This window comes from Hydrogenophaga sp. (genome assembly GCF_041913525.1).
GTDB lineage: Bacteria > Pseudomonadota > Gammaproteobacteria > Burkholderiales > Burkholderiaceae_C > Hydrogenophaga.
Window position 1 is genome coordinate 70,115 of sequence record NZ_JAYSFD010000014.1, and the last position, 21,599, is coordinate 91,713.

Sequence of the window (21,599 nt, forward strand, 5' to 3'; positions counted from 1 at the left end):
GCGTGTCTTGGGGGTGTCCCCGGGGTGTCGCACTTGGCCAGTGCCCGTCCGCCCGGCGGTCAGACCGCCAGCCACTCGTCCTGCAGCCCTTGGTCGGCCGCCAGCGCCTGCGGCAGGCCATCAAACACCACCCGCCCGTGGCCCATCAAGGCCACCCGGTCGGACACGGAAAAGGCAATCGACAGCTTCTGCTCTATCAGCAGAATCGCCACCCCCTCGGCGCACAGGCTGCGCAGCACGTCGGCCACCTGCTCCACCATGCTGGGGGCCAGCCCCTCGGTGGGCTCGTCCAGAATGAGCAGGGCCGGGCTGCCCATCAGGGTGCGCGCCAAGGCCAACATTTGCTGCTCACCGCCCGACAGGCGCCCGGCGGGCGTGTGCTCGCGCTCTTTCAGGCGGGGAAACCAGTGGTACACGGCGTCGAAATCCCAGCGCCCGGCCCGCCGCTGGCGCCCCAGCAGCAGGTTGTCGCGCACGCTCAGGTGGGGGAAGGCATCGCGGCTCTCGGGCACATAGCCCACGCCAGAGCGGGCCACCTCAAACGGCGCCAGCCCCAGCAGCTCGCGCCCCTTCCATCGGGCCGAGCCTTGGGCAGGCACCAGGCCCACCAGGGCCTTGGCCAAGGTGGAGCGCCCGGCGCCGTTTCGGCCCAGCAAGGCCACGACCTCGCCCGGGGCCACGCGCAGGTCCACCCCATTGAGCACCTGCCCCTGCCCGTAGCCGGCCACCAGCTGGCGCACCTCAAGCATCGGCCAGGCTCCCCAGGTAGGCCGCGCGCACCCGGGCATTGCCCCGCACGGCGGCTGGGGTGTCGCAGGCGATCAGCTCGCCATGCACCAGCACGGCAATGCGGTCGGCCAGCTCGAACACCACGCCCATGTCGTGTTCCACCACCACCAGGGTGCGGCCTTGCGTCACCTCTCGCATCAGCGCCACGAAGCGGCGCGTCTCGCTCTGGCTCATGCCGGCGGTGGGCTCGTCCAGCAACACCACCTCGGCCCCACCGGCCAGGGTGACGCCCAGTTCCAGGGCGCGCTGCTCGGCGTAGGTGAGCTCGGTGGCCAGGGCATCGGCCTTGTCGCTCAGGCCCAGGCGCTGTAGCCACTGCTCAGCGCCCTGCCCCACGTCGTGCAAGCTGTTGAGCAAGCGCCAGAAGGTGTAACGATGACCCATGCCCCACAGCAGGGCGCAGCGCAGGTGGTCGCGCACCGTCAGGCGCTTGAACAACTGCGCCACCTGAAAACTGCGCGCCAGGCCTTGGCGGCGAATGCGGTGTGGCGCCCAGCCGTCAACGCGGCGCCCCCGCAACCACACCTCGCCCGCGCTGGGCGGGTAGCGCCCTGAAATGGCGTTGAACAGCGTGGACTTGCCCGCCCCGTTGGGGCCGATCACGGCCATGCACTCGCCGCTGTGCACGCTCAGGTTGAGGCCGCGCAGCACCTCGGTGGCGCCAAACCGCTGGCACAGGCCCTTGAGCACCAAGGCGGGCGCGGCGGCATCAGGCCTGGCCATTGGGTGCTCCTTCCTGGCGCTGGCCAAGGTGCCGGGGCCAGAAACGCCGGGCCCAGACGCCCAGGCCAATGCCCAGCAGGGCCATGGCCAGAGCGCCCAGCCACGCCGTTGGCGAGCAGGTGGGCAGGCTCAGCCCGAGGTAGCTCACCTCGTCGCCTAAGGTGGCGCGCAGCGGCAGGTGGTAGAGCATTTCCACCAGCGCCCCGGCGCCCAGCACCACCAGGGTGCCGGCCACCAGCGCCAGCGACACCGGCCCCACCAGCCGCAGGCCATCGGCGGCGCTCAGGCGGCGAAGCGCGCGGGCCATCCGAAGCGCCACGCTGGCCAGGCCGCCCGGCGCCAGCACCACCACCGCCACGAACACCAGCCCCAGGTACAGCAACCAGGCCTGGGTGATCGACGACAGCCACACCAGGCACACCAACATCAGCACCCCGCCGAGCACCGGCCCCCAGAAGAGCGCCGTGCCCCCCAGCACGGTGAAGACAAGGTAGGCGCCCGAGCGTTGGGCGCTGAACACCTCGGGCGTCACGATCTCGAACAACAGCGCCCCCAGGCCACCCGCAACGCCGGCAAAAAAGGCCGCCACCACCAAGGCCAGGTAGCGAATGAAGCGAGGGTCAAAGCCCAGGTAGGCCACGCGCTCGGGGTTGTCGCGCACCGCGTTGAGCAGCCGGCCCAGCGGCGTTCGCCCGAACAGGAACAGCCCCAGCGCGCACAAGAAGGTGTACGCCGCCACCAGGCCATACAACTGAATGGCGGGCCCCCAGCTGATGCCCCAGACCCGGGGCCCCACCACCCGATCCGCAGAAAGCCCCCCCTCGCCGCCCGACCAGTCGGGGAACATGAGCGAGGCCGCCCACACCAGTTCGCCCAGGCCCAGGGTGATCATGGCAAAGGGCGTGCCCGCGCGCCGGGTGGTGACCCAGCCCAGCAACACGGCCACCGCCGCGGCGCCCAGCCCCGCCACCAGCGGCACCAGGCTCACCGGCAGGCCCACGCCGCCCTCGGCCAGGCGCAGCAAGGTGTGCACGCCCAGGTAGGAACCCAGGCCGGTGTAGACCGCGTGCCCAAAGCTCAGCATGCCGCCCTCACCCAGCAGCAAGTTGTAGCTCAGGCACACCACGATGGCGATGCCCATTTGCGACAGCAGCGCCAAGCCTGCGCTGCTGCCCCAGGCCCAGGGCGCCAGTGCCAGCACGGCCGCGAAGGCCAGCCAGGGCCAGGCCTGTCGCCACGGCCCGCTCACGCGCGGTCCTCCGAGCGACCCAACCAGCCGTTGGGCCGCACGATCAGCACCAGCACCAGCAGCGCGTAGGGCAACACTGGCGCCAACTGGCTCACCGTGAGCCGCCACAGCGGATGCTCGGCCACGCCCTGGCGGCCCAGCAACTGACCCAGGGGCAGGTCAATGCCCACCGCCAAGGTTTGCAAGGTGCCGATGAACAGCGAGGCCCAGAAGGCCCCCGCCAGCGAGCCCAGGCCACCCACCACCACCACCACGAACAACACCGACCCCACGGTGGCGGCCATGCCGGGCTCGGTCACAAAGGCCACACCACCGATGACCCCGGCCAGGGCCGCCAGCGCAGCGCCGGCGCCGAACACGCCCATGAACACCCGGGGCACGTCGTGCCCCAGGGTCTGCACGGTATGGGGGTGGGTCAGGGCCGCCCGCACGATCAGGCCCAGCCGGGTGCGAACCAGCGCCCAGGCCAAGGCGCCCAAGACGAGAAGCGACGCCCCAGCCATGAAGGCTCGGTAGCGCGAAAACGGTAGGCCCCCCACCGTGAACAGCGGCCCGGCCAGCGCGTCGGGCACTGGGTTGTGGATCGGCCCAAGACCCCACAGCAGTCGCACCAGCTCCAGCACCACATAGCTCAGGCCAAAGGTCACCAACAGCTCGGCCACATGGCCGTGAGCGTGCACGCGCCGCAGCACCCAGCGCTCAAAGGCGGCCCCCAGCAGCCCCACCAGCAGGGGCGCCACCAGTAAGGCCCAACCAAAGCCCAGCGCCTGGGTCAGTGAGTGGCCGAGGTAGGCCCCCAGCATGTAGAAGCTGGCGTGGGCAAAGTTGAGCACGCCCATCAGGCTGAAGATCAGCGTGAGGCCTGCGCTCAACAGAAAGAGCAGCAGGCCGTAGCTCAATCCATTGAGCAGGGAGACGATCCAGCCGTCCATCAGGGGCGGGCCATGTCGCAGCGCGTGGGCCGGCTGGCCACCTGTGCTGGCAGGTACTGAAGCGGCGCGAAGGTGTACCCCGTGCCTTCCACGCTGTAAGGTGCCGCGGCGCTCACCGGCACCCAGCGCGACACCCACAGGCCTTGCTGCACTTGGTGGTCTTCGGCGCGCACGGTGCTGGGGCCGTTGGCCCCCTGAAAGCGCAGCCCGCCCAGCGCGCGGGCCACGCGGTCGGGCTCGGTGCTGTTGGCCTGGGCCATGGCACGCCCCAGCAGCTCAATGCCGTTGTAGATGGCAAAGGTGTACAGGTCTTCGCCGTGGCGGGCGCGGAACGCGGCCATCAGCCGGGCCAGTTCGCCCGGCGGGTTGGAGTGCCCGATGCCGATCTGGTACACCTCGGCGCCCGGCCAGCGCGCCAGGGCGGTGGGGGTGCCACTGACGGCCGGGTAATAGGCGTACAGCGGCACACGAAGGCCAGCCTGCTGCAAGGCCTGCACCAGGCGGGTCAGGTCGGCGCCCCAGTTGCCGGTGACGATGGCATCGGCCCGCGCCAAGCGCACCCGCTCGGCCCAGGGGGAGAAGTCTTTCACCTGCCCCAGGGGGTGAAGCTCGTCACCCACCACTTCCACCTCGGGCCGTTTGCGGGGCATGCTCTCGCGGAAATGGGCCGACACCTGTTGCCCGTGGGCGTAGTTCTGGTTGATCAGAAAAACGCGCCGGATGGCCGGCTGCGTGGCCAGAAAGGTGGTGAGCGCCTCCATCTTCATGGAGGTGTCGGCGTCCAGCCGCACGTGCCAGAAGCTGCAGCGCTCGTTGGTGAGTGCCGGGTCCACCGCGGCGTAGTTCAGGTACAGCACCTCTCGCCCGGGGTGGCGGGCGTTGTGCTTGTTCACCACCTCCAGAATGGCGGCGGCCGCGCCCGAGCCATTGCCCTGCGCGATGTAGCGAAAACCCTGGTCAATGGCGGCCTTCACCGCGTTGAGGCTCTCTTGCGGCGAACCCTTGTTGTCAAAGCCCACCACCTGAAAGCGCACGCCGCGCGGCAGCGCGTCGGCGCCACGCTGCTCGGCCAGGAACTGCCAGCTTCGCAGCTGGTTGCGCCCGACCTCGGCGAAGGGGCCCGACAGCGGGTCAATGAAGGCGATCTTCACCACCCGCGTCGGCTGGGCCTGGGCCGGCGCCATGCCCAGGCTCAGCCCCAAGACGAAACCAAGGGCCAGGCGCCGCTTCATGTCTGCACCCCGTTGGCCGGCCCGCGCGTCAGGCCTGGGCGCGCAGCTCGGGCAGCACGTAGTCCTTGAGCTGCTCGCGCAAGGTCATCTTCTGCATCTTGCCGGTGGCGCCCAGCGGAATGGCATCGACAAAGACCACGTCGTCGGGGATCTGCCACTTGGCGATCTTGCCTTCGTAGAAGGCCAGCAACTGCTCACGGCTCAGCTCGGCACCGGGCTTTTTCACCACCACCACGATGGGGCGCTCGTCCCACTTGGGGTGGCGCATGCCGACGCAGGCGGCCATGGCCACGGCCGGGTGGGCCATGGCGATGTTTTCCACGTCGATGGAGCTGATCCACTCGCCGCCCGACTTGATCACGTCCTTGCTGCGGTCGGTGATCTGCATGAAGCCGTCGGCGTCGATGGTGGCCACGTCACCGGTGGGGAACCAGCCCCGGCCGTGCTCGTCGTAGCGCAGCGGGTCGCCGCCTTCGCCCTTGAAGTAACTGGCGATGATCCAGGGCCCGCGCACCAGCAGGTCGCCGTAGGCCTTGCCGTCCCAGGGCAGTTCGTGCCCAGCGTCGTCCACGATCTTCATGTCCACGCCAAACAGCGAGCGGCCCTGCTTCAGGCGCACCTTCAGTTGCTCTTGCGGCGGCAGGGCGAGCTGGGCGTTCTTCAGGGTGCACACGGTGCCCAGGGGCGACATTTCGGTCATGCCCCAGGCGTGCAGCACTTCCACGCCGTAGTCGTCGTTGAAGGCATTGATCATGGCCGGCGGGCAGGCCGAACCACCGATCACGGTGCGCTTGAGAGTGCTGAACCGCAGCCCGTTGGCCTGCATGTGGCCCAGCAGCATTTGCCACACGGTGGGCACGCCAGCGGCCATGCTCACCTGCTCGGCCTCGATCAATTCGTAGACCGACTTGCCATCGAGCGCCGGGCCGGGGAAGACCAGCTTGCAGCCCACCGCGGCGGCCGAGTACGGCAGCCCCCAGGCGTTGACGTGGAACATGGGCACCACGGGCAAGATGCTGTCGCGCGCCGAGCAGCTCAGGGCGTCGGGCAATGCTGCGCCGTAGGCGTGCAGCACGGTGGAGCGGTGCGAGTACACGGCGCCCTTGGGGTTGCCGGTGGTGCCGCTGGTGTAGCACATGCTGGAGGCGCTGTTCTCGTCCAGGTCGGGCCAGCGGTAGGTGGCGTCGCTTTGCTCACCAATCCAGGCCTCGTAGCTTTTCAGGCCGGGAATGCCGCTGTCGGCCGGCAGGGCGTCGGCGTCGCACAGGGCAATCCAGTGCTTCACCGTGGGGCACTTGGCGGCCACGCCCTTGACCAGGGGCAGGAAGGTCATGTCGAAGCACAGCGCCGTGTCGGCGGCGTGGTTGATGATCCAGGCCAGCTGCTCGGGGTGCAGGCGCGGGTTGAGGGTGTGCAGCACGCGGCCGGTGCCGCTCACGCCGAAATACAGCTCCAGGTGGCGATAACCGTTCCAGGCCAGGGTGCCCACCCGATCACCGAAGGCCAGCCCCAGGGCATCGAGCGCACGGGCAATCTGGCGCGCGCGCTGGGCGGTCTTGCCCCAGGTGCTGCGGTGAATGTCGCCCTCCACCCGGCGCGACACGATCTCGGTGGCGCTGTGGTGTCGCTCTGCGTGTTCAATGAGCGACGAGATCAACAAGGGCTGGCTCTGCATCTGTCCCAACATGGGCATGTCTCCTGAAGGCGAGTGTGGAAAGCCGAGATGCTAACGGCTTGTTCCCGCCCCGGTTCTGAGCGGCGTCAAAGCTCGGATGCGCCAGGTCCCTTGTGGCTCAACACCTGCGGCTGCGCCCTGGCGCTTGTGCCCACTGGCAAGCCGCAGGCGACCGACTCGGCCAGCCCCCTCACCACTGCGACCAGGCGAGACCGGCAGAGGTCGGGCCCACACAGCCGCATGGCGTCCGACAGCAGGCGGGCGTGCAGGTAAGCCTCCAGGCTGGCTGCAGACAGGCGCAGCGCACCCAGGCGCCGCATGGCCACCTGGTACGACAACCACAGCTGCCACGCCTGAACCGGCGGGTGAACCGAGCGCCTGGCGTGGGCGGTGAGCACCTGCCACACCAGTTGGCGGCTGTCGGCAGGTGCGCCGACCATCCACCCCACGCAGGGCGTGGACCACACCTCCATCAAGGGAGCGCCAACCGGACAATTCACCACCCCGGTCAGGTTCGCCAGGGCAAACACAGTGTCCACCCGCGCCAGGTGGTGAAGGTTGTGCACGATGCGCGACGGCTCATGCGCATCGTCAAGGGTCAGCAGGCAAAGGCGGCGCCCGTGGATCCCACCGGCATCGTTCACCGATTGCAGCAGCGCCTGGGTGCCGAGCACCACCTCGCGTGCCACCGCGCCCACCGGCCCCGTCAAGCCGACCGTCTGCCCGATGAGAACCTCGGTCGGGCTCACACCCGCCCGATCGGCAATGGGCGTGCCGAAGGGGCTGACTTCGTCAACCCAGGCCATTCCTCTCGACTGTCGTGTCGTGCCCGTCATGCGTGCCAGTTCCCATGCGTCAAGCCCAGTTGAATGGGCCATGTGCGCACCTTAGCCAAGCACTGGGCTCGCGTCGCTCGCCTCAACAGCCCAAGGGTGAACCCTCAGGTGGCGGGCAAAAAAACCTTGCTGCCCCCGCCCGAACGGCACCAGCGAGAGAATGTGCCCATGTTCACCGCGGCCACCCCTCCACACGACCTTGGCCTGACCTGGCGCAACCGCTTTGCCGACCTGGGCGAATCGTTTTTCAGCCCCACGCCGCCCACGCCCTTACCGGCCCCCCATTGGGTCGGCTTCCAGCACACACTGGCCCAAGACCTGGGCTTGCCACCCGACACGCACCTCAACGACGCCGCGTTGCACGCCTTTACCGGCAACCTGCCCCTGGCGGGCAGTCAGCCGCTGGCCAGCGTGTACAGTGGCCACCAATTCGGCCATTGGGCCGGGCAGTTGGGCGATGGCCGGGCCATCTGGCTGGGCGAGATCGACACGCCCGCAGGCCCCATGGAGCTGCAACTCAAGGGCGCGGGCCTCACGCCCTACTCGCGCATGGGCGATGGGCGCGCCGTGCTGCGCAGCTCGATTCGCGAGTTCCTGGCCAGCGAGGCCATGCACGCCCTGGGCATTCCCACCACCCGCGCCCTGTGCGTCACCGGCTCGCCCGCGCCCGTGCGGCGCGAGACGGTGGAGACCGCCGCCGTGGTCACCCGGGTGGCGCCCAGCTTCATTCGCTTCGGCCACTTCGAGCATTTCGCGGCCAACAACCAGGTCGATGAGCTGCGCCAGCTCGCCGACTTCGTGATCGACCACCACTACCCCGAGTGCCGCCAACGCGAGGGCAACCCCTACGCCCACTTGCTCGAAGCGGTGAGCGCGCGCACCGCCGAATTGGTGGCGCAGTGGCAGGCGGTGGGCTTTTGCCACGGCGTGATGAACACCGACAACATGAGCATCCTGGGCCTGACCATCGACTACGGCCCCTTCCAGTTCATGGACGGCTTCAACCCCGCCCACATCTGCAACCACAGCGACAGCGGCGGGCGCTACGCCTACCACCGCCAGCCCAACATCGCCTACTGGAACCTGTTCTGCCTGGGCCAGGCCCTGCTGCCGCTGATGGACGATCAGCAACAGGCACTTGACGCACTGGAGCCCTACAAAACCCTGTTCCCCGAGGCCTTGCAGCGCCGCATGGGCGCCAAGCTGGGGCTGAGCAGCGTGCAGCCCGGCGACGCCGAACTCACCGAGGCGTTCATGCAACTGCTGGCCCGCGAGCGGGTGGACTTCACCATCGCCTTCCGGCGCCTGGCCGACTCGGTGAGCGACTCGCTCACGCCCGTGCGCGACCTGTTCATCGACCGCGACGCGTTTGATGCCTGGGCCGCCCGCTGGCAAGACCGGCTGCAGGCACAAGGCGGTGCTGACCGCGAGGCCATGCGCCGCGCCAACCCGCGCATCGTGCTGCGCAACCACCTGGGCGAGCTCGCCATTCGCCGCAGCCGCGAAGGCGACCACAGTGAAGTCGATCGCCTGCTGCAGGCCCTGCTCGCCCCCTTTGACGACCGCCCTGGCGAAGACGACCTGGCCGCGCTGCCGCCGGACTGGGCCAGCCAGATCGAGATCAGTTGCTCATCCTGACACGGAGACACCCCATGACCTTCCCCATCGAAAAGACCGATGCCGAGTGGCGCGAGATCCTGGCCGCCAAGGGCGCCGAGCCCGCGGCCTTCGAGGTGACCCGCCACGCCTACACCGAGCGCCCCTTCACCGGCAAATACGAGCAGGTGTGGGCCGACGGCAGCTACCACTGCATCTGCTGCGGAAACCACCTGTTTGACGCCGGCACCAAGTTCGACGCCGGCTGCGGCTGGCCCAGCTTCTGGAAGGCCGTGCCCAATGCCATCACCGAACTGGTGGACCGCAGCCACGGCATGGTGCGCACCGAAACCGTGTGCAGCCAGTGCGGCGCCCACCTGGGCCATGTGTTCGAAGACGGCCCCGCCCCCACCGGCCTGCGCTACTGCATGAACTCGGCCTCGCTGGAGCACCGCGAATGAGCCCCACCCCCGCGCTGTCCATGCTCGATCTGGTGGCCGTGCGCGAGGGCGGCACCGTGGCCCACGCGCTGGCCATCGCCCGCCGCACCGCCCAGCACGCCGAATCGCTGGGCTTCACGCGCTACTGGCTGGCCGAGCACCACAACATGAGCGGCATCGCCAGCTCGGCCACCGCCGTGCTGGTGGGGCACATCGCGGGCGCCACCGAGCGCATCCGCGTGGGGTCGGGCGGCATCATGCTGCCCAACCACGCCCCGCTGGTGGTGGCCGAGGCCTTTGGCACCCTGGCCGAGCTTTACCCCGGCCGCATTGACCTGGGCCTGGGCCGAGCCCCCGGCACCGACCCGCTCACCATGCGCGCCCTGCGCCGCAACCGCACAGAAAGCGAAGAAGACTTCCCGCGCGACGTGGCCGAGCTGCAAGCCCTGCTGGGGCCTCTTCAGCCAGGCCAGCGCGTAATGGCCATGCCCGGGGCGGGCACCAAGGTGCCCATCTGGCTCTTGGGCTCCAGCCTGTTCTCGGCCCGACTGGCCGCCCAACGTGGCCTGCCCTTCGCCTTTGCCTCGCACTTCGCGCCGCGCTACCTGCTGCAGGCGCTGGAGGTGTACCGCAGCGAGTTCCAACCCTCTGAGGTGCTCAGCAAGCCCCACGCCATGGTGGGCCTGCACGTGGTGGCCGCCCCCACCGACGAGGAAGCCCAGTTCCTGGCCAGCAGCACCTACCAGCGGGTGCTGGGCATCCTCACCGGCCGGCGCGGGCAGCTGCCGCCGCCGGTGCCGGGCTTCCTGGAGGGCTTGCACCCGCAAGAGCGCGCGGCGGTGGACGACTTCCTGGCCGTGGCCGCCATCGGCTCACCCGCCACGGTGCAAGCGCGCCTGCGCCACCTGATGGAGTTGACCGACGCCGACGAGCTGATGGTGGTGTGCGACGTGTTCGACCTGAACCTTCGCCTGCGCTCGCTCGACCTGGCGGCACAGGCTGTTCACGCCCTGGCCACCGACAACGCGCCCGCCTGAGGCGGCAGCGCCGCCCGCCATCAGGGCGTGCCGCGCACCATCTGCATGATCTGCGCGGCGTCCAGCGTGGCCGCCTTCTGCTGAATCTGGGGCAGGTAGCTTTGCTGCATTTGCTTGGCCGGGCCCAGCAGGCCCTGGAAGGTCTCGCGCAACACGGCGCTGTTCATCACCCGCCCACCAGCGTAGTACCGCTTGGCCAGCTGGCCCAGGGCATACGTAGTGGCAAACGAAAACGCCATGCCGGTGGCGGCCGACCCGACTCGGCCCATGGTGCGTCCCGCCGCCTTGCCCAGCAGCCCACCCAGCAGCTTGCGGCCAAACTGCTCCAGGTACTGCGAGGTCAGACCCACGCCAGCGGCGGCAATGAACTCGCGAATGTGGCCCTGGTCCAGCTCCACCCCATGCGCCTTGCCCACGCCGTACACCATCTTGATCTGAAGCGGGATGATGGCCATCGACGCCCACGACTGCGGCAGCAGCTCCAGCGCACCGTTGAGCAAGGCGTACTGAAGAATGGAGCGGTCCAGCTCAGCATCCACCGCCGAGGGCGCTGCGGGTGCGGCCACGGGCGCAGGTGAGGTGTGGCGCGTGGCCTCGACCAAGGCCGATTCGTCTCGCTCAAAGCCCTGCACCGCCGCCCCATCCAACCCCAACCGGGCCTTCAGCTCGGCCAGAAAAGCGGCCTCGGCCGAGGTGCGGGCGGCGTCGGCATCACAGATGCACACCGCCATCTCATAGGCCAGTTGCCGGTGGGCCGGGTCGGCCAAGGCCGCCACCACCGAATCGAGCGACACCCGCTTGAGCAACACGTCTTGCACCAGGCGCGGCGGCACAGGCGCGCCAGCGGGCTGGCCAGGTTGTCCGCCCATTGACGGATCGATTCGCGCTCGGCGTCGGCCTGGTGCCCGTCGGCAAAGGCGGCCATCAGGGCAATCGAGAGAAGGGCATTGCGTTCCGAGTCTTGCATGGGTGGGTCCAGAAATGGCGGGAATGAACCCCTGATTGCCCGCCGCGCACAAAGTTCAGCCTTGGGCGGGCGCCCCCCGCAGGCGCATGGCGCGATGGTGGGCGCGCCAGCGCGCCCCTACCCTGCGTGGCTCCGTCACACAAGCTCAACGACCCAAGACAATGCCTGGCGCCTACGCCCACATCACCCTCCTTCACCTCGGCATTGCGCGTGCGCGCGAGAGTAATGCCTTGCCCGCCGACCGCCTCCAGGCACTCGACCGCTGGACCGCGCATGCCGAGTTCGGCGCCCTCAGCCCCGACTTTCCCTACCTTGCAGGTCACACAGCCTGGGCCGACCTCATGCATCACAGCGGCAACAACACCCTTCTGCATTGCGGCCTGCACGCGCTGCAAGGCCTGGCCGGCGAGCCTCGGGAGCGAGCCTTCGCCTGGCTGATGGGCTATGCGGCGCACATGGTGGCCGACATGACCATCCACCCTGTCATCAATCGGCTGGTTGGCCCTTACGAGGCCAACAAGACCGCCCATCGAACCTGCGAAATGCACATGGACGTGCACGCCTTCGCCCGGCTGGGCTTGGGCGACGCCGGGCTGACGCGGCACCTGGAAGAACACCTCGCCTCGGTGGAGACCGACCCAGCGCGCCACCTCATCGACCCGGCGATCGGCACGATGTGGGCCCAGATGCTGTCGCAGACCCACCCGGACACCGCCCGCGACGACCCGCCGGCGCCACACGCCTGGTACCGCTCATTCGTGGGCGTGATGCACACCATCCGGGGAATCAATCGCAAGTTGCCGTTTGCCCGTCACCTGGGCGCAGGGTTTCACCTGGACTACCCCCATCCCAACGAACTTGACCCTCGTTACCTCAACCACCTGCCCACGCCCCATGGCCCCATGTCATACGACATGGTGCTCTCGCTGGCGGTGGCGAACATCCAATCGTTCTGGCGTGAACTGACCGCCGCCATCGACCCGCCACACCACCTGAACATGGAAGCCTGGAACCTGGACACCGGTCAGAGCGCCGAAGAGCCCGAGCGGCTGGTGTTCTGGCCCGTCGCCTGACGAACCCAGGTTCGGGCCCGGCGGATAATCCGCCGATGCGCTTTCTCATCGACTTCTTTCCCATCGCCCTGTTCGTGGCTGCTTACAAGCTGCACGACATCTACGTGGCCACCGGCGTCTTGATGGCCGCCACCATCGTGCAGACCGGCATCATTTACGCGGTGGACCGCAAGCTGCAGACGCTGCACAAGGTCACGCTGGCGCTGGTGCTGGTGTTTGGCGCCCTCACCCTGTTCCTGCAAGACGAGCGCTTCATCAAGTGGAAACCCACCGTGCTGTACGCCAGCATGGCGGTGGTGCTGGCCGCCGCCCTCTGGGTCTGGAAAAAGAACTTTCTGCAGGTGCTGCTGGGCAGCCAGCTCAAGTTGCCCGACGCGGTGTGGTCGCGCCTGACCGTGGCCTGGGTGCTCTACTTTCTGTTCATGGCCGGCATCAACGCCTGGGTGGCGGCCTACTTCAGTACCGAAGACTGGGTGAACTTCAAGCTTTGGGGCTACGTCTTCCCGGTGGTCTTCATCGTGGGCCAGGGCCTGTACATCGCCCGCTACCTGAAGGACGACAACGCATGAGCGCCGCCATTCCCACCGCGCCAGCCATCGAAGCCCGATTGCGCAGCGCCCTTAACCCCTCGGTGCTGGAAGTCATCGACGAAAGTGCCGCTCACGCCGGCCACAGTGGCGCCAACGGGCTGGGTTACGGCACGCATTTCCGGGTGCGCATCGGCGGGCCGGCATTCGTCGGCCTGAGCCGCGTGGCGCAGCACCGCCTTGTGTATGATGCGCTGCGCGATTTCACCGCAGCGGGCCTTCACGCGCTGGCCATCGAGATCCAGAACTGAAACACCTGGCAACGCTCTCATCCCGGCACCGAGGAACCGCCCCACACGCGGGCGCATCAGACCCCTCTCCATCCCCCTTGTAGGACTCCCATGAAACTGACCCTGTCGGCCCTGACCGCGGCCGTGCTGATCACCACCGCTCCCTGGGCCGCTGCCCAGAACGTGGCCATCGTCAATGGCAAGCCGGTGCCGACGCACCGCGTGGACGTGCTGGCCAAGCAAGTCGAGGCCTCGGGCCGCCCGGTGGACGACCAGGTCCGCGCCCAGCTCAAGGAAGAGGTCATCCTGCGCGAAATCTTCATGCAGGAAGCGCAAAAGCGCGGCATCGGCGCCAGCAAGGACTACCAGGACCAGATCGAGCTGGCCCGCCAGACCATCATGATCCGCGCCCTGTTCACCGACTTCCAGAAGAAGAACCCGGTGACCGACGCCGAAGTGAAGGCCGAATACGACAAGTTCGTGGCCGCCAACAGCGGCAAGGAATACCGCGCCCGCCACATCCTGGTCGAGAAGGAAGATGAGGCCAAGGCCCTGATCGCCGACCTCAAGAAGGGCGCCAAGTTTGAAGACCTGGCCAAGGCCAAGTCCAAAGACCCGGGCTCCGGCGCCAACGGTGGCGACCTGGACTGGGCCGCTGCCGCCAGCTACGTGCCCGAGTTCTCGGAAGCCATGGTCAAGCTCGAAAAGGGCCAGCTGACCGAGGCCCCGGTGAAGAGCCAGTTCGGCTGGCACGTGATCCGCCTGGACGACGTGCGCCAGGCCGAGCTGCCCAAGCTGGAAGAAGTGAAGCCCCAGATCGTGCAGCAACTGCAAGGCCAGAAGCTCAACCAGTTCCAGCAGGCCCTGCGCGAGAAGGCCAAGATCCAGTAAGGACGAGCGGCGCCATCACGGCGCCAGCCCCTCCAGCAGCGCGGCCCCGGCCGCGCTTTTTTTTGCCTCAACCCTGCAGCCACACCCAGGCCGTGAGCAGGCCCAGCAGCACCGGCTGGTGCAACAGGTAGTAGCTCAAGCTCCAGCGGCCCAGCGTGGCCAGCGCGCCACCGCCGCCAGGCGAACCCAGCCAATGCGGCCGCCGGTGCAGCAGCCATTGGCCACTGGCCACGCCCCACCACATCAGGCCCAGCCAGGGCAGCAAGGGCACGTAGTCTTCGGTAATGGGTTTGCGGCTGATGAAACCCAGGGCGTTCCAGCCCGGCTGGTTGAGGAACTCCAGCGCCGGCCAGGCCGCCATGGCAACGGGGGCCAGCCAAGGCAGCGCGATGGCAACGGCCCCGAGGGGCCACAACCAGCGCCCCCAGCCCGCGCTCAAGCGAGCCACGATCAGCATCACCGCCATGGCGTGCAGCACGCCGAAGTAGATGAAGGTGCGGGGAAACATGAGGGCCGAGCCGGCCGTCACCAGCACGGCCGCCCCGGCCACCTGGGCCCAGCGCCGCCAGAAGCGCGGCCAGGCCACCCCTTGCTCGCTGGCGATCGCCTGTGACACACCCGCCGTGAACAGAAACAGGCTCACGATGGCGGTGCGCTGCAGCGTCCAGAACGGGTCGGTGAGCATGTCGGCCTGGATGAAGCCGAAGAAATCCAGGTCAAAGCAGAGGTGGTAGGCCGTCATCCACAGCATGGCCACGGCGCGCAGGCGGTCGATGCGGTCCAGCCGGCCACCCGGCGCGGGAACGATGAACGACGGTGCACTCACAGGGCTTCTCCGGGACAATAGCGGGTTTCGCGATTTTGCCTGCCCTGCCCCATGCTGCCCCACCAGATCGAACTGCTCTCTCCCGCCCGTGACGCCGACATCGGCATCGAGGCGGTCAACCACGGGGCCGACGCGGTCTACATCGGTGGCCCGTCGTTCGGCGCCCGCACCAGCGCCGACAACCGGGTGCAGGACATCGCCCGCCTGGTGCGCCACGCGCACCGCTTCGGCAGCCGCATCTTCGTGACGATGAACACCATCTTGCGCGACGACGAGCTGGAGCCGGCTCGCAAGCTGGCCTGGCAGCTCTACGACGCGGGCGTGGACGCGCTCATCATTCAAGACATGGGCTTGCTGGAGATGGACCTGCCGCCCATTCAGCTGCACGCCAGCACCCAGACCGACATCCGCACGCCCGAGAAGGCCCGTTTTCTGCAAGACGCCGGCCTGAGCCAGATCGTGCTGGCGCGCGAGCTGACCCTGCCGCAGATCGCCGCCATCCGCGCCGCCACCGACCCCGAGCGTTGCACGCTGGAGTTCTTCATCCACGGCGCGCTGTGCGTGGCCTACAGCGGCCAGTGCTACGTGAGCCACGCCCAGACCGGGCGCAGCGCCAACCGCGGCGACTGCTCGCAAGCCTGCCGCCTGCCCTACGAGGTGAAGGACAGCCAGGGCCGCATCGTGGCGCACGACAAGCACGTGCTCTCGATGAAGGACAACAACCAGAGCGACAACCTGCGCCAGCTCATCGACGCGGGCACGCGCAGCTTCAAGATCGAGGGCCGCTACAAAGACATGGGCTACGTGAAGAACATCACCGCCCACTACCGCCGCCTGTTCGACGAAATCCTGGAGGAGCGCCCCGAACTGGCGCGCGCCTCCAGCGGGCGCTGCACCTTCACCTTCACGCCCGACCCCGACCAGAACTTCAACCGCGAGTTCACCGACTACTTCGTCAACGGCCGCCAAGACGACATTGGCGCCTTCGACACGCCCAAGAACCCCGGTCGCCCCATCGGCTGGGTGACCGCCGTGGGCGAGAACTGGGTGGAGCTGGAAACCGACGACCCGGCCACCGTGATCCACAACGGCGATGGTCTGTGCTACCTCGACCTGCACAAGGAACTCGTGGGCCTGCAGATCAACCGCGCCGAGAAAGCCACCCAGACCGGGCGCTGGCGCGTGTTCCCCAAGGACGCCATGGAAGGCCTGCGCCACCTCAAGCGCGGCACGGTCATCAACCGCAACCGCGACATGGACTGGGTGCGCCGGCTCGACAAGAAGTCGGCCGAGCGGCGCATCGGCGTGTGGCTGAAGCTGGAAGAAACACCCGAGGGCCTGCGCCTGCACGTCACCGACGAAGACGGCCACAGCGCCCACGCCGACCTGGCCTGCACGCTGGAACTGGCCAAGGACACCACCCAGGCCGAGGGCAAGCTGCGCGAGAGCCTGGCGCGGCTGGGCGAGACCATTTTTGAGCCGCTGGACGTGAGCCTGGCGATGTCACGGCCCTGGTTTGTGCCGGCCTCGCTGCTGAACCCGCTGCGCCGCGACGCCATCGCCGCTCTTGAGGCCGCGCGCGCCAAGGCTTTCGAGCGGCTGCCCCGCGCCCAGCGGGTAGAGCCGCCGGTGCCCTACCCCGAGGACACGCTCACCTACCTGGCCAACGTCTACAACCACAAGGCGCGCGACTTTTACGCCCGCCACGGCGTGAAGGTGATCGCCTCGGCCTATGAGAGCCACGAGGAAGACGGCGAGGTGAGCCTGATGATCACCAAGCACTGCGTGCGCTTCTCGCTGAGCTTGTGCCCCAAGCAGGCCAAAGGGGTCACGGGCGTTCAGGGCACGGTGCGGGCCGAGCCCATGACCATCACCCATGGCAACGACAAGCTCACCCTGCGCTTTGACTGCAAGCCCTGTGAGATGCACGTGGTGGGCAAGATCAAGCCGGCTATTCTGAAGGCCACGCCTGCCGCGCCCATCACCTTCTACCGCACCCGGCCCGCCACTTCGACGGCCCCCTGATCAGAGGCGCCGTCGGCCTTCGGCGCTCAGATGTGGGCGTTGAAGGTGGGCTGGTGGCGCATGTGCAGCGACAGGCCGAGTGCGGCCATGTGGTTGTCGTTGCGGCCCAGAATGGTGTGCGCCAGCGGCAGGAATTCGCTTTCCTCGAAGCGCGCGTGCGCGCTGTATTCCCTGACCAGGCGGTGCACGTCGACGGTGTCCAGGTCAGCGTCCATGCCCTTGGCCACGCGCTTGAGGTCTTTCTCCAGCGACTTCCACAGCTCTTCCAGCACGCGGTGCTCGCGCGTGAGCCGGTCGGCCATGCTCTGCACCCGCTCGCGCTCGCTGCCGGCCTCGGCGCTGGCGATCACCGCCGGAAACAGCTCGCGCTCTTCTTCCAGGTGGTGCTCGAAGATGGCTTCTCGGAAAAACGAAAGCGCCTGCTCGGCAATCAGGCGGGCCCGGGCCGCTGGGCCCAGCAGGCCGGGCAGCTCGTCGAGCATGTTGAGGCGCCGCAGAATGCCACCGTGGCAGTTGGTGAACTGGTTCAGCGGTTCGTCGCCTTGGGCCTGGGTGGTCGGTTCGGTCATGGTGGTCTCCAGTGAATACCGGCAGTCTAGAGACCGTGTGCGTCAATGGGTTGACGCAAATCAACCCCCTGGGGTATTGATCAGGCGCCCCGCCATCGGCGCACACCGGCCAGCAGGGCCACCACCACCGCCCCGGCCACCATGCCCAGTGCAGCACCCGCCAGCGCATTGAGCACCGCCGACCAGCCCCCCAGGGGCGCCGACAGCGCCTCCACCGCATGGGCCAGGGCCGGCAGACCGTGCAACAGAATGCCACCGCCCACCAGGAACATGGCCGCCGTGCCCACCACTGAAAGCGCCTTCATCAGCCATGGTGCCAGCCCCAGGATGCCGCGCCCCAAAGAAGCCTTCCAGGCCTGGGCCTGACGCGCCAGGTGAAGGCCCAGGTCATCGAGCTTCACGATGCCGGCCACCAGGCCGTACACCCCCACCGTCATCAGCAGAGAAATGCCCACCAGCACCGTCACCCGAGTGCCCATGCCGGCCGTGGCCACGGTGCCCAGGGTGATGACGATGATCTCGGCCGACAAGATGAAGTCGGTGCGCACGGCGCCCTTGATCTTGTCTTTCTCGCGCGCCACCAGATCAACCGACTCGTCGGCCACCGCCCGCGCCAGCTCGGCGTGCTCGACCCGCGCCTGGTCCTTGGGCCCCCAGGCATGCACGAGCTTTTCCACGCCCTCGAAGCACAGAAACAGCCCACCCAGCATCAGCAGTGGCGTGATGGCCCAAGGCGCCACGGCGCTGATGAGCAGGGCCAGGGGCACCAGAATGGCCTTGTTCACGAGCGAGCCCTTGGCCACCGCCCACACCACGGGCAGTTCGCGGTCGGCGCGCACGCCAGTGACCTGCTGGGCATTCAGGGCCAGGTCATCGCCCAGCACGCCAGCGGTTTTTTTCGCGGCCACCTTGGTCATCACCGACACGTCGTCGAGGATGGTGGCAATGTCGTCGATCAGGGCAAGCAGGCTGGCAGCGGCCATGGTGCGCTCCTTTGGGCAATGAAAAACGGCGCCCGAAGGCGCCGCGAGAACCGGGGCTTAACCCACCCAGCGGCGGGCGTTGCGCCACAGGCGCATCCAGCCACTGAAGGCCGAGGGGTCTTGGTCCGTCCAGCTCATCTGGACGTTGCGGAACACGCGCTCGGGGTGCGGCATCATGGCCGTGAAGCGGCCGTCTGCCGTGGTCACGGCGGTCAGGCCACCCGGGCTGCCGTTCGGGTTGAACGGGTAACGCTCGGTGGCGGCACCGGTGTTGTCCACGAAGCGCATGGCCGCGATGGCCTGCGCCGGGTTGCCACGGTGGCGGAAGTTGGCGTAGCCCTCACCGTGTGCCACGGCGATCGGCAGGCGGGTGCCGGCCATGCCCTGCAGGAACAGGCTGGGCGAGTCCAGCACCTCCACCAGCGACAGGCGGGCTTCAAAGCGCTCGCTCTGGTTGGTGGTGAAGCGGGGCCAGGCCTGGGCACCGGGGATGATGTCGGCCAGCTCGGCAAACATCTGGCAGCCGTTGCACACGCCCAGGCCGAAGGTGTCGCTGCGGCCGAAGAAGGCCTGGAATTGCTCGGACAGCACCGGGTTGAAGGTGATGGAGCGGGCCCAGCCAATGCCGGCGCCCAGGGTGTCGCCATAGCTGAAGCCGCCACACGCCACCACGCCCTTGAAGTCGGCCAGCTTGGCGCGGCCGGTCTGCAGGTCGGTCATGTGCACGTCGAAGGCCTCGAAGCCGGCCTGGGTGAAGGCATAGGCCATTTCCACGTGCGAGTTCACGCCCTGCTCGCGCAAGATGGCTACGCGCGGGCGGGCCAGGTTCAGGAAGGGCGCGGCCACGTCCTCGGCCGGGTCGAAGCTGAGGTGGGTGTGCAGGCCGGGGTCGGCCGGGTCGCCAGCGGCGGCGTGCTCGGCATCCGCGCAGGCGGGGTTGTCGCGCTGCTGGTTGATCTTCCAGCTCACGCTGTCCCACACCTGCTGCAGATCGCTCAGGCTGGCCGAGAACACGGCCTTGGTGTCGCGCCACACCTGCAACTGGCCCTTGCCCACCTCGATGGTGGAGGCCTGCGGGCGGGTCTTGCCAATGAAGTGGCTGTGCTTGGACAGGCCATGCTCGCGCAGCACCTGCATCACCTCGTTGCGCTCGGCGGTGCGCACTTGCAGCACCACGCCCAGCTCTTCGTTGAACAGGGCCTTGAGCGTGAGCTCTTCGCGGCGGGGGCTGACCTGCTGGCTCCAATTCTTGGCGTCGCCATACTCGGCGCGGCTGTCGCTGATGCCATCGCCTTCGGTGACAAGCAAATCGACGTTGATGGCCACGCCGACCTGGCCAGAGAAGGCCATTTCGGCCACGGCGGCCAGCAGGCCACCGTCGCTGCGGTCGTGGTAGGCCAGCACGCGGCCCTGCGCGCGCAAGGCGTTGACGGCGTTGACCAGGCTGACGAGGTCTTGCGGGTCGTCCAGATCGGGCACGTCACCACCGGGGTGGCCCAGGGTCTGGGCCAGGATGCTGCCGCCCATCCGGGCGCGGCCCTTGCCCAGGTCAATCAGCACCAGGGTGGTGTCTTCGGTGTCGCGATCGAGCTGGGGTGTGAGTGTGCCGCGCACGTCGGGCAGGCTGGCGAAGGCGCTCACGATCAGGCTCACCGGCGCGGTCACCTTGCGGGTGTCGCCGTCTTGTTGCCACTGGGTGCGCATGGACAGGCTGTCCTTGCCCACCGGGATGGAGATGCCCAGTGCCGGGCACAGCTCCATGCCCACGGCCTTCACGGTTTCAAACAGCGCGGCGTCTTCGCCGGGTTCGCCACAGGCGGCCATCCAGTTGGCCGACAGCTTCACGCGCGACAGCTCGAACGGGGCAGCCAGCAGGTTGGTGATGGCCTCGGCCACGGCCATGCGGCCTGAAGCGGCGGCGTCGGTGGCGGCCAGCGGGGTGCGCTCGCCCATGCTCATGGCCTCGCCGGCAAAGCCGCTGTGGTCGGCCAGGGTCACGGCGCAATCGGCCACGGGCACCTGCCAGGGACCGACCATCTGGTCGCGGTGGCTCAGGCCGCCCACGGTGCGGTCGCCAATGGTGACCAGGAAACGCTTGGAGGCCACGGTGGGGTGGCTCAGCACGTCAATCACGGCCTTCTGCAGGTCAACGCCGGTCAGGTCGATGGCGGGGGACTGGCGCGCCACGGTCTTGACGTCGCGGTGCATCTTGGGCGGCTTGCCGAGCAGCACGTCCATGGGCATGTCCACCGGGCTCTCATGACCTTCGTCCACCAGTTGCAACTGGCGCTCGTCGGTGGCGACGCCCACCACCGCGAAGGGGCAGCGCTCGCGCTCGCAGAAGGCGCGGAAGGTGTCCAGCGACTCGGGCGCGATGGCCAGCACGTAGCGCTCCTGGCTCTCGTTGCACCAGATTTCTTTAGGGGCCAGGCCGCTTTCTTCCAGCGGCACGGCGCGCAGGTCAAAGCGCGCGCCACGGCCGGCGTCGTTGGTGATCTCGGGGAAGGCGTTGGACAAACCGCCCGCGCCCACGTCGTGGATGGCCAGAATCGGGTTTTTCTCGCCCTGCTGCCAGCAGTGGTTGATGACCTCTTGCGCGCGGCGCTCGATCTCGGGGTTGCCACGCTGCACGGAATCGAAGTCAAGCGAAGCGGCGTTGGTGCCGGTGGCCATGGAGCTGGCCGCACCACCGCCCATGCCGATCTTCATGCCCGGGCCGCCCAGTTGAATGAGCAGCGTGCCGGCGGGGAACTCGATCTTCTTGGTCTGCGTGGCGTCGATGCTGCCCAGGCCGCCCGCGATCATGATGGGCTTGTGGTAGCCGCGCTGCACGCCGCCCACCTGCTGCTCGTATTCGCGGAAATAGCCCGCCAGATTGGGCCGCCCGAACTCGTTGTTGAACGCGGCGCCGCCCAGCGGGCCCTCGGTCATGATCTGCA

19 protein-coding genes and 1 pseudogene are annotated in these 21,599 nt (G+C 68.2%); 8 read left to right on the forward strand and 12 right to left on the reverse strand.

Annotated elements, in window-relative coordinates:
• Positions 1-59: 59 nt before the first annotated feature.
• The 7 genes from ACE3RQ_RS15765 to ACE3RQ_RS15795 form a co-directional block, all read right to left on the reverse strand.
• Positions 60-749, reverse strand: coding sequence for an ABC transporter ATP-binding protein (locus ACE3RQ_RS15765; RefSeq protein WP_374523005.1), 690 nt, complete (start codon positions 747-749; stop codon positions 60-62).
• Positions 742-1,512, reverse strand: coding sequence for an ABC transporter ATP-binding protein (locus ACE3RQ_RS15770; protein WP_374523006.1), 771 nt, complete (start codon positions 1,510-1,512; stop codon positions 742-744). The genes ACE3RQ_RS15765 and ACE3RQ_RS15770 overlap by 8 nt, the downstream gene beginning before the upstream one ends.
• Entirely contained in the window at positions 1,499-2,761 is a 1,263-nt protein-coding gene (locus ACE3RQ_RS15775) for a branched-chain amino acid ABC transporter permease (protein ID WP_374523007.1), read from the reverse strand. Before ACE3RQ_RS15775 ends, ACE3RQ_RS15770 begins: the two co-directional genes overlap by 14 nt.
• Positions 2,758-3,693, reverse strand: a complete 936-nt coding sequence (locus tag ACE3RQ_RS15780; protein WP_374523008.1) for a branched-chain amino acid ABC transporter permease — start codon at positions 3,691-3,693, stop codon at positions 2,758-2,760. The genes ACE3RQ_RS15775 and ACE3RQ_RS15780 overlap by 4 nt, the downstream gene beginning before the upstream one ends.
• Positions 3,693-4,925: a branched-chain amino acid ABC transporter substrate-binding protein gene (locus ACE3RQ_RS15785; RefSeq protein ID WP_374523009.1), complete on the reverse strand. Its 1,233-nt coding sequence runs from the start codon at positions 4,923-4,925 to the stop codon at positions 3,693-3,695. The genes ACE3RQ_RS15780 and ACE3RQ_RS15785 overlap by 1 nt, the downstream gene beginning before the upstream one ends.
• Positions 4,926-4,953: 28 nt before the next feature.
• The gene (locus ACE3RQ_RS15790) at positions 4,954-6,612 is read right to left on the reverse strand and encodes a 3-(methylthio)propionyl-CoA ligase (RefSeq protein WP_374523010.1); all 1,659 of its coding nucleotides are present in this window, start codon (positions 6,610-6,612) and stop codon (positions 4,954-4,956) included.
• A gap of 74 nt (positions 6,613-6,686) precedes the next feature.
• Positions 6,687-7,406, reverse strand: coding sequence for an ABC transporter substrate-binding protein (locus tag ACE3RQ_RS15795; protein WP_374523011.1), 720 nt, complete (start codon positions 7,404-7,406; stop codon positions 6,687-6,689).
• Positions 7,407-7,604: 198 nt separating this feature from the next.
• On the opposite strand from ACE3RQ_RS15795, the gene ACE3RQ_RS15800 reads away from it, so the two are divergent.
• Genes ACE3RQ_RS15800 through ACE3RQ_RS15810 form a run of 3 tightly spaced genes read left to right on the forward strand, consistent with a single transcriptional unit; the run spans position 7,605 to position 10,509 of the window.
• Positions 7,605-9,074, forward strand: coding sequence for a YdiU family protein (locus ACE3RQ_RS15800; protein ID WP_374523012.1), 1,470 nt, complete (start codon positions 7,605-7,607; stop codon positions 9,072-9,074).
• Positions 9,075-9,088: 14 nt separating this feature from the next.
• Positions 9,089-9,493: a peptide-methionine (R)-S-oxide reductase MsrB gene (gene msrB / locus ACE3RQ_RS15805; protein ID WP_374523013.1), complete on the forward strand. Its 405-nt coding sequence runs from the start codon at positions 9,089-9,091 to the stop codon at positions 9,491-9,493.
• Positions 9,490-10,509, forward strand: coding sequence for an LLM class flavin-dependent oxidoreductase (locus tag ACE3RQ_RS15810; RefSeq protein ID WP_374523014.1), 1,020 nt, complete (start codon positions 9,490-9,492; stop codon positions 10,507-10,509). Before msrB ends, ACE3RQ_RS15810 begins: the two co-directional genes overlap by 4 nt.
• A 20-nt stretch (positions 10,510-10,529) precedes the next feature.
• On the opposite strand, the pseudogene ACE3RQ_RS15815 reads toward ACE3RQ_RS15810, so the two are convergent.
• A pseudogene (locus ACE3RQ_RS15815) lies at positions 10,530-11,476 on the reverse strand (YcjF family protein).
• Between the two features lie 161 nt (positions 11,477-11,637).
• On the opposite strand from ACE3RQ_RS15815, the gene ACE3RQ_RS15820 reads away from it, so the two are divergent.
• The 4 genes from ACE3RQ_RS15820 to ACE3RQ_RS15835 all read left to right on the forward strand — a co-directional run bounded on the left by ACE3RQ_RS15820 (position 11,638) and on the right by ACE3RQ_RS15835 (position 14,257).
• Positions 11,638-12,549, forward strand: coding sequence for a zinc dependent phospholipase C family protein (locus tag ACE3RQ_RS15820; RefSeq protein WP_374523015.1), 912 nt, complete (start codon positions 11,638-11,640; stop codon positions 12,547-12,549).
• 35 nt (positions 12,550-12,584) lie between these two features.
• Positions 12,585-13,118, forward strand: coding sequence for a septation protein A (locus ACE3RQ_RS15825; protein ID WP_374523016.1), 534 nt, complete (start codon positions 12,585-12,587; stop codon positions 13,116-13,118).
• A complete protein-coding gene (locus ACE3RQ_RS15830) occupies positions 13,115-13,387 on the forward strand; it encodes a BolA family protein (protein WP_374523017.1) in 273 nt (90 codons plus the stop codon). The genes ACE3RQ_RS15825 and ACE3RQ_RS15830 overlap by 4 nt, the downstream gene beginning before the upstream one ends.
• A gap of 90 nt (positions 13,388-13,477) precedes the next feature.
• Entirely contained in the window at positions 13,478-14,257 is a 780-nt protein-coding gene (locus tag ACE3RQ_RS15835; protein WP_374523018.1) for a peptidylprolyl isomerase, read from the forward strand.
• 67 nt (positions 14,258-14,324) lie between these two features.
• Here the strand turns inward: ACE3RQ_RS15835 and ACE3RQ_RS15840 are convergent, their stop codons facing one another.
• Positions 14,325-15,083: a heparan-alpha-glucosaminide N-acetyltransferase gene (locus tag ACE3RQ_RS15840; protein WP_374523019.1), complete on the reverse strand. Its 759-nt coding sequence runs from the start codon at positions 15,081-15,083 to the stop codon at positions 14,325-14,327.
• Between the two features lie 51 nt (positions 15,084-15,134).
• Between ACE3RQ_RS15840 and ACE3RQ_RS15845 the strand changes: the two genes are divergently transcribed.
• Positions 15,135-17,108, forward strand: coding sequence for a U32 family peptidase (locus ACE3RQ_RS15845; protein ID WP_374523020.1), 1,974 nt, complete (start codon positions 15,135-15,137; stop codon positions 17,106-17,108).
• Positions 17,109-17,134: 26 nt separating this feature from the next.
• Here the strand turns inward: ACE3RQ_RS15845 and ACE3RQ_RS15850 are convergent, their stop codons facing one another.
• The 3 genes from ACE3RQ_RS15850 to purL all read right to left on the reverse strand — a co-directional run.
• A complete protein-coding gene (locus ACE3RQ_RS15850) occupies positions 17,135-17,677 on the reverse strand; it encodes a hemerythrin domain-containing protein (RefSeq protein ID WP_374523021.1) in 543 nt (180 codons plus the stop codon).
• Between the two features lie 80 nt (positions 17,678-17,757).
• Positions 17,758-18,660 carry a DUF808 domain-containing protein gene (locus tag ACE3RQ_RS15855; RefSeq protein WP_374523022.1) on the reverse strand — a complete coding sequence of 301 codons (903 nt, stop codon included), beginning with the start codon at positions 18,658-18,660 and terminating at the stop codon, positions 17,758-17,760.
• A 57-nt stretch (positions 18,661-18,717) separates the two neighbouring features.
• A partial coding sequence (gene purL, locus ACE3RQ_RS15860) for a phosphoribosylformylglycinamidine synthase (protein WP_374523023.1) occupies positions 18,718-21,599 on the reverse strand: 2,882 nt, incomplete at its 5' end.